The organism is Mesorhizobium sp. (assembly GCF_017306585.1).
Classification (GTDB): Bacteria; Pseudomonadota; Alphaproteobacteria; order Rhizobiales; family Rhizobiaceae; genus Mesorhizobium.
The window spans coordinates 1-5540 of record NZ_JAFKIC010000087.1 but is presented as its reverse complement, the minus strand read 5'-3'; the positions used below and the strand labels follow the sequence as shown (position 1 = coordinate 5540).

Here is a 5540-nt window from a genome sequence, read left to right as displayed (position 1 = left end):
ATGCCGCGCGAGCCCTTCGAGGCGGCGGAGGTCGAGGGCGCCAACCGCTGGCAGATTTTCCGCCACATCACCTTTCCGCTGCTGCAGCCGATCATCATCGTCGGCTTCCTGCTGCGCCTCACCGACAGCTTCAAGATATTCGACCAGATCTTCATCATGACAGGCGGGGGCCCCGGCGCCTCGACCGAACTCGCCACCATCTTCGCGTACAAGGTCAATTTCGTGTCCTGGAACCTTGGTTACGGTTCGGCGGTCGTGGCCGTTCTGTTCCTTATCAGCTTCATCCTCACCTTTGTCCTGCTGAAGCTCATGACCCGCTTCACGCGCGGAGCCGTCGCATGACCGCCACCACCAGGGACTCACTGCTGCGCCGGTCGCTGCCGGCTCTCGAGGTTACCTTCATCATCGCGGTCACCGCCCTGGCGCTGATCCCGTTCATATGGCTGGTGCTGACCGCCTTCAAGGAACGCACGGACATCCTGTCGCCCGATCCGAAGCTGTTCTTCAGCCCTACCTGGAGCAACTTCTACGAAGCCTTCGTGACCGGCGAGTTCGACCGTTTCCTGCGCAATTCGCTTATCGTCGCGTGCGGCTCGGTGGCGATCTGCCTGCTCACCGGCCTGCCGGCGGCCTATGCCTTTTCACGCTTCCGGGTGTTCGGCGAAAAGCACCTTTTCTTCTACGTGCTGACTACGCGCATGGCGCCGGGCATCGCGCTCGTCCTGCCGCTTTACATGTTCTTCCAGACGATCGGCCTGCTCGGCACGGTCTGGGCGGTGATGATCTCGCACACGACGTTCAACCTCGCGCTCGTCATCTACCTGATGCGCAACTTCTTCGACGACATACCGAAGGCGCTGGATGAGGCCGCCCTTACCGACGGTGCCACCGAATGGCAGGTCTTCTGGCGCATCGTGCTGCCGCTGGCACGGCCGGGTATAGCCGTGTCGGCCGTGCTCGCCTTCCTGTTCTCGTGGAATGAATTCCTGTTTGCACTGATGATCGGCGGTGCCGGCGGCCAGACGCTTCCGGCGGGCTTTCCCGGCCTCGTCACGCCGCTTGGAACTTATTGGGGGCAGCTCGCCGCCGTCTCGGTGGTGGTGAGCCTCCCGGTGCTCGTCCTCGTCTGGTTCGTGCAGAAGCATCTGGCGCGCGGCCTCACCTTCGGAGCGGTGAAATGAAGACGCTCGAATTCGGCGACATGGTCTTCTACGCCATCGTGAGCCTCATCCTGATCCTTTTGTTCTGGCTGCGTTTCCTGGAGACGAGCATCGGCCTGTGGGGGGCATGGCTGGTGTGGGCCATCTGGGCCTGTTTCCTGGTGCGCAGCTATTTCAAGGCGCGGCGCAGGACCAAAGTTTGAAGACTGGGAGGAACAAGGAAATGAGCATGCTTGAAATTCACAGACGTCAACTTCTTGCCGGCATCGGCGCCGCCTCGCTGGCGGCGATCGTCGGCCTGCCGGCTCGCGCCGGCGACTGGTCGCTGAAGGGTGCCGCCGAACCCTACAAGGGCAAGACGATCCGCGTTATCGGTGAAGCGCTGGCCCCTCTGGAATCCCTAAATCAGCAGAAGAAGGCTTTCGAGGACGAGACCGGCATCTCGGTGATCATCGAGCAGCACGCCTTCGATCAGGTCATGCAGAAGACCACGGCCGACTTCGTCGGGCGCACCGGGTTCTACGACGTGATCCTCAATCCGCATGTCAGGCTGCCGACGCTGATCGCCAACCAGTGGGTCCAGCCGATCGCCAAATACGTCGCTGATCCCAAATTGGCTGATCCGACCTTCAAGCTGGAGGATGTCGTCCTCAGCAAGGATTGGTTGAACGCGGCGCTGAGCAATAAGGGCGATCTCTATGGGGTGCCGTTCTCCAGCCACACGATCTATCTCAACTGGCGCGTCGACGTGTTCGATAACGCCGAGGAGCAGGCCGCGTTCAAGGCCAAGTACGGCTACGAGTTGCCTTCGCCGGCGCTGACCATGCAGCAGCTTTGGGATACCTCGGATTTCTTCACCCGCAAGAGCGGCGAGAAACTCGCCGGCCAGACGCTCTCGGAGGATGTCTACGGCATCACCCTGTCGGGCAAGCGCCACATCTCGATGCTGTGGAATTTCTACAACGTGCTCTACGCCTTCGGCGGGCGCGTGGTGGAGAGCGAGACGGGTGCCGACTACGGTCCTGTCGTCATAAACTCCGAGGCTGGCGTCAAGGCGCTCACATTCTACCGCGACCTGATCACCAAGTTCGGCCCTCCCGGAAGCCTGGGCTACACCTGGGACGAGCAACTCGCCGCCATGCAGAGCGGCCTGGCCGTGCAGGCGCTGCTGTGGGCCGATGCCTCCTATGCGATCTCCCATGACGAGAGCCAGTCGAAAGTGGTCGGCAAGGTCGCCTACAGCGGCACGCCGATCGGCGAGCGCAAGATCATCAACCTGCACCAGTGGGGCATGTTCGTTCCCACCACCTCGCAGCATCCGGAAGCCGCCTGGCTGTTCCTGCAGTGGACGCAGCGTCCCGAGGTGCAGGAGAAGCTGATGTCAACAGGCAGCATCTCGCTGACGCGCTCGGCCTACGAGACGAAGTCGGTTCAGGACCTGGTCTATTCCGCGACCAACTATTTCCTGCTCAGTGGCGACGTGCTCGACATCGGCGACAAGCCGGCATACCGGGACGCGAACTCGCCGCACGGCCTGCCGAAGAGCTACGCCGAGGCGCTCGATCCGGCGACGAACTCGCCGAAGGCCGTGCCGTTCAAACTCGAGAACTTCCCCGAATACGCCACCGTCGAGGAAATCCTGCAGAAGAACATCAGCGCGGTGCTTGCCGGCCAGATGGAGCCGAAGGACGGGCTGGACCAGTCGGTCGAGGAAATCTACCGCGAGGTGCCGGCTCTGGCAGCATTCAAGAAATAACACGTGTTGCGCCGTCCCGGGAGGGACGGCGCAACCTCTTCTCCATGGATCTCGCGTCGCGCAAGCCGCGACGCCGGGGGTTGATGTCATGCGTCCTTCTGGGCAGATCATTCTCGCGGTCGACCAGGGTACGACCAACACCAAGGTCGTCGCGATCGACGAGAACGGCCGCACCCTCTCGCAGGCCGAACGGCCGCTGGCCACAATGGCGGCGCAGCCGGGATGGGTGGAGCAGGACCCGCAGGCGATGTTCGCCAATGTTGTTGGCGCCGCCAACGAGGTGCTGCAAAAGGCAGGTGTGCGTGCCGTCGACGTAGCTGGGCTTGGCATCGCCAACCAGACCGAGACGATCGTCGTCTGGGATCGCCGCACCGGCAAGCCGGCCATGCCGGCAATGGTCTGGCAATGCCGCCGGGGCGCCGCCGAGATCGCGCATCTCACCGGCTCGGCCGACATGGTGCGTGCCAGGACCGGCCTGGATCTCGATCCAACCTTCTCCGCGGCCAAGCTCAGATGGCTGTTCACCAACCGTCCGGACATCGCGCTCGGCTTGCGGGAAGGCGACCTCCTGTTCGGGACGGTAGATACATGGCTGGTCTGGAAGCTTACGGGTGGCGCCAGCCACGTCACCGAGCCGGGTAATGCATCGCGGACCATGCTGTTCGACATCGATCGCCTGGCCTGGGATGACGACCTCTTCTCCCTGTTCGAACTGCCGATCGCCGTGCGCCCGGAATGCCGGCGATCGAACGCCGGCTTCGGCTTCACCGACCCATCGCTGTTTGGCGGCGCGATCGCCATCACCGGCCTGATGGGCGACCAGCAGGCCTCGTTGCTCGGCCATGGCTGCCTGAGGGAAACCGAAGCTAAGGTCACCTACGGCACCGGCGCGTTCCTGTGGATCAACGCCGGCGCCGCTCCGCGCCAGAGCGTGCCGCAAGGCATCATTCGCACGCTTGCCTGGCACGTAGACGAGCCATGCTATGCCTTCGAGGGCTTCGTCATCTATGCCGGCCGCATCTTGGACTGGCTCGCTCAGCACCTGTCCGTTTCAGGCGGCGTGCCGGCGCTGGTCGCCGAGGCCGAGCGCGCCGGAGCCAGCGAAGGCGTGAGATTGGTCCCGGCCTTCCAGGGGCTCGGTTCGCCCTGGTGGGCGCCGGACGTACGGGCCGCGATCCTCGGCTTGAGCGAGGCGACGTCAACCGGACACATCGCGCATGCCGGCCTGGAGGCGGTCTGCTTTCAGATCCGCGCGATTAGCGATTCGATCGCCGCGAGTTCGGGCCTGGGTATGGCGAGCCTGAAGGTGGATGGCGGCATGACGCGCTCCGCCTGTTTCCTGCAATTGCAGGCTGACATTCTTGGCCTGCCGCTTCGCCCGTCCGCTTCAGGCGCGGCAACGCCGTTCGGCGCGGCGCTGATGGCCGGGCTCGGCGCCGGCGTCTGGGGTTCCCTCGACGAACTCTCGGGTCTCTTCCAGCACGGCGAAGCGATCGCCCCGCGCGGCCAACCCAAGGGCCGCCTCGATGAGGATTATCGCGACTGGCGACATTTCATCGACCTTCTGGTCGCCGGCGAGGCCCGGCGCGCAAGCTGACCGAACCAACGAGAAACCACCTCCGGGACATGGACTGGAAACAAGAACGATTATGACGACATCCGCCAAAGTGCATTTCGATCTCTTTGTCATCGGGGGAGGCATCAACGGTGCGGCGATCGCCTGCGATGCCGCGGGCCGCCACCTACGGGTCGGGCTGGCCGAGATGCCGGACTTCGCCGAGGGCACATCCTCGCGTTCCTCGAAGCTGATCCATGGCGGGCTGCGCTATCTTGAGACCTATGACTTTCGCCTCGTGCGCGACGCGCTGATCGAGCGCGAGATACTGATGCGCAAAGCGGCGAACCTGGTCTGGCCGCTGCGCCTGGTGCTGCCGCATGTGAAGGGACAGCGGCCGCGCTGGATGATCAGGCTCGGCCTGTTCTTCTACGATCATCTCTACAGGCGCAAGCTGCTGGAGGGCTCTCAGGCGATCAACCTGCACCGGCACGAGGCCGGCCGCGCGCTGAAGCCGTCATTCCGCAACGCCTTCATCTATTCAGATTGCCATGGCGACGATTCACGGCTGGTCATCGCCAACCTGCTCGGCGCACAGCGGCATGGTGCCACCATACTGCCGCGACACCGCTTCCTTGGCGCGGAGCGATCCGGCAAGGTCTGGCGCGTGTCGCTGAAGGACATGCGGTCCGGGAACGAATTCGACGTCACCTGCGATGCGCTGGTCAACACCGCCGGCCCCTGGGTCATCGACGTCGCGCGCTCCATCGCCGGCGTCTCGGTCAGCCGTCGGCTCCGCATGGTGCGGGGCTCCCACATCGTCGTTCCGCGCCAGTGGGAGGGGGAGCATGGCTACTTCCTGCAGACGCGCGACGGCCGCCTGATGGAGGCGTTCCCCTACGAGCGCGACTTCACATCGATCGGAACCACCGACGAGCCGTGGGAGGAGGCGCCGGAGAAGGTGCGGATCTCCGACAAGGAGATCGACTACATGCTCGCGGAAGTGAATGCCTTCCTGCGGCGGCCGGTCACGCGCGCCGACATCGTCTGGAGCTATTCCGGCGTGCGT

6 protein-coding genes are annotated in these 5540 nt (G+C 64.0%); all 6 read left to right on the top strand.

The features are described 5' to 3' along the window. Nucleotides 1-342, top strand: a 342-nt coding sequence (locus J0I79_RS03095) for a sugar ABC transporter permease (protein ID WP_292855262.1), incomplete at its 5' end; no start/stop codon positions are given. Further along, complete coding sequence (locus J0I79_RS03090) at nt 339-1181, top strand: carbohydrate ABC transporter permease (protein WP_292855261.1); 843 nt, start codon at nt 339-341, stop codon at nt 1179-1181. The genes J0I79_RS03095 and J0I79_RS03090, both read left to right, overlap by 4 nt. Next, nucleotides 1178-1363: a hypothetical protein gene (locus J0I79_RS03085; protein ID WP_292855260.1), complete on the top strand. Its 186-nt coding sequence runs from the start codon at nt 1178-1180 to the stop codon at nt 1361-1363. Before J0I79_RS03090 ends, J0I79_RS03085 begins: the two co-directional genes overlap by 4 nt. Nucleotides 1364-1389: 26 nt before the next feature. After that, nucleotides 1390-2916 carry an extracellular solute-binding protein gene (locus J0I79_RS03080; RefSeq protein ID WP_292855259.1) on the top strand — a complete coding sequence of 509 codons (1527 nt, stop codon included), beginning with the start codon at nt 1390-1392 and terminating at the stop codon, nt 2914-2916. 88 nt (nt 2917-3004) lie between these two features. Then, entirely contained in the window at nt 3005-4513 is a 1509-nt protein-coding gene (locus J0I79_RS03075) for an FGGY family carbohydrate kinase (protein WP_292855258.1), read from the top strand. A 52-nt stretch (nt 4514-4565) separates the two neighbouring features. Beyond that, the coding region (gene glpD, locus J0I79_RS03070; protein ID WP_292855257.1) for a glycerol-3-phosphate dehydrogenase at nt 4566-5540 on the top strand (975 nt) is incomplete at its 3' end.